Source organism: uncultured Corynebacterium sp. (assembly GCF_902782855.1).
Lineage (GTDB): Bacteria > Actinomycetota > Actinomycetes > Mycobacteriales > Mycobacteriaceae > Corynebacterium.
In genome coordinates this window covers 1-2,549 of sequence record NZ_CACZOO010000359.1, presented here as the reverse complement: position 1 = coordinate 2,549, position 2,549 = coordinate 1, and the positions used below count along the sequence as shown (strand labels likewise).

Below are 2,549 nucleotides of genomic sequence, written 5' to 3'. Positions count from 1 at the left end.
CGCAGACTCAGCGCAGCGGGCTGCAGGTCGTTGGCCAGCAGACCGGCGAGTTCGGTCGGATTAGCGGTGAGCAGGGAGCGCTGCACTGCGGTGACATCGCCGGCCCGGACATCCGGTCGCTCCCCGCGTGCCGCGGCGTCACGCTGCGCGTCCAGCCGGTCGAAGACCTCGGGGCAGGGCAACGGGCGGGGGTCGAGTGCCAGTGCCCAGTGGCGGACGCCGCGGGCCATCACCGGGACAGTATCAGGGGGCGCCCCGGCGAGCCCGGTCTCCAGCACCGTGCCACCGATCAGGTGGGCGGGAACCTCCGCGCCCAGGGAGGCCGCCAACTCGCGGAGTTCGGCGTCCGTGGGTCGGGGCGCCAGCGCATAGCCGGCCCCGGCGGCACCGGCACCGTGGAGAAGTTCGCGGGTGGCCACGAGTGCGGCCGCCGCGTCAGCTGCGTCGGCGCCGGTGACGGTGCCCGTGACGGGAGCTCCCCGGACGATGTCGAGATGGATCCGGGGGATGTCGGCGAGCGGGGCGAGCCGTCGGTAGCGTTCCACCACCGCTGTGACGGCGGAGACCGCGGTGACGGCGACAGCGCGGGCGTCATCGTGGCCCGACCGCCGCCCGGTGATGACGACACCGGTGACCTCCGCGGTACCGGACCGCCCGCTGACGGTGACGGTGACGGTCTCAGTGAGATTGAGGGCCTGGCGGACGGTGACGAGGTTGTGACGCCCGTCGGGATCACGGTCCCCCACACCCAGCCAGAGGGGCAGCAGGTGCTGGGACGTTGCCGCGGCCGACCGCGGCGGACCGGTACGCTCGGCGGGGTCGGGCAGGTCGGGGGCCGTCACCGTGTCGCGTCCTGCCTCGTGCCCTCCCCCGGATACCCTGCACGTCGCGCGCTCAGTGAGGCAAGCGCCAGGTCGACGAACTCGCCGGTGGCGAGCTTCTCCCCCCGCTCCCGCGGATCGATGCCCGCTGCGGTGAGCACGGCCTCGGCGTCGGCCCCGGAGCCGAAGTACCCGGACAGTGCGGCGCGCAGTGTCTTCCGCCGCTGGAGGAAGGCCGCGTCGGTCAGTGCGAAGACCTCCCGCCGCAGCGCTTCCACGGCCCCGGCGTCCCGGCCGTCCAGGGCGGTCTGCCAGGGGCGGTCGTCAGCGGTCCACCGGTCGACGCGGACGAGACCGGAGTCGATCTTCGGAGCCGGCCAGAAGACGTTCTTGCCGATCGTCCCGGCTCTGGACACCGCACCGTAGAAACCGGCCTTGACGCTGGGAACACCGTAGATCTTCGATCCCGGCGACGCGGCGAGGCGGTCCGCAACCTCCGACTGCACCATCACCAGGACGCGACGGATCGTCGGAAACTCCTGCAGCAGGTGCAGCAGGACCGGGACGGACACGTTGTAGGGCAGATTCGCCACCAGAGCGGTCGGGGCCGGGACACCTGTCTCGGCAAGGTCACCGGCGGTGAGGGTGAGTGCGTCATGGGCGATGACGGTGACACCGTCGGCACGGTCCGGGGCGAACTCCCTGATGGTCCGGGGCAACCGGGCTGCGAGTCGACGGTCGAGTTCCACGGCGGTCACCCCACCCGCCCCGCCGACCTGCTCGAGCAGGGCGAGGGTCAGGGACCCGAGACCCGGACCGACCTCGATGACCCGGTCAGCGGCATCGAGCCCGGCGGCGGAGACGATGCGCCGGACGGTGTTCGGGTCGATGACGAAGTTCTGCCCCATCTTCTTCGTCGGGGTGATGTCGAGTTCCGCCGCCAGCGCCCGGATCTCGCCGGGGCCGAGCAGACGTACCTTGTTCTCTTCGCTGTCCGTCACAGGTCGAGGATAGCCTGTCGCGGACCGGTGAGGTGTCAGCGCAGTCCCATGCCGGCGGTGCAGGCCGGCCAGGCTCCCCAGCCCTGGCCGGCCTGGACCTTCTCCGCGACGGCGATCTGCTGCTCACGGGTGGCCATGTGTGCCTGTGGGGCGTACTCGGTGCCACCGTAGGCCGCCCAGGTGGACGGAGTGAACTGCAGGCCACCGGAGAAGCCGTTGCCGGTGTTGATGGCCCAGTTGCCGCCGGCCTCGCACTGGGCGAGCTGGTCCCAGACGGATCCGCCGGCGACGGCGGGGGCCGACGCAGAGGGTTTGGTACCGCGGCGCACGACACGCTCGGTGGCCGGGGTGATCTCCTCGCGCTTGAGCTCGTCCCGGCTGGTCTCCACACCGTTGAAGCTGTGGATGCGGACGGTGACGCGGGCGGCGCCGGCGGTGCCCGCCTCGATGACCTCCTCGGTACCCTCGTCCATGTCCGGGTCCTCGATGACCCGCTCGGTCGGCGCGACCTGCTGTTCCTCGGTGACATCCTCGGTGGTGAGCCGGGTGACGTCGATGTGCATACCCTGGGTGACCGGGGTGTTCGCGGCCGGAGTGACGATGTCGTCCTTGCCCAGCGGTGCGCCACGCATCGACAGCACATCGGCGACGGTCGGGGCGGACATGGTGAGGCGGGCCGGGGTCCTGTCGGGCTGGCCGTCGTTGAGGGTGAAGCTCTTCGGTGAGG

At 71.5% G+C, this 2,549-nt stretch carries 3 protein-coding genes; all 3 read right to left on the bottom strand.

Annotation, left to right across the window (positions count from 1 at the left end):
• On the bottom strand, nt 1-842 hold an 842-nt coding region (locus QZV72_RS14490), incomplete at its 3' end, for a 4-diphosphocytidyl-2C-methyl-D-erythritol kinase (RefSeq protein ID WP_297009429.1).
• Nucleotides 839-1,822, bottom strand: coding sequence for a 16S rRNA (adenine(1518)-N(6)/adenine(1519)-N(6))-dimethyltransferase RsmA (gene rsmA / locus QZV72_RS14485; protein ID WP_297009427.1), 984 nt, complete (start codon nt 1,820-1,822; stop codon nt 839-841). The genes QZV72_RS14490 and rsmA, both read right to left, overlap by 4 nt.
• A gap of 35 nt (nt 1,823-1,857) precedes the next feature.
• Nucleotides 1,858-2,549 (bottom strand): resuscitation-promoting factor (locus tag QZV72_RS14480; protein ID WP_297009426.1); only part of this gene is annotated, 692 nt, incomplete at its 5' end.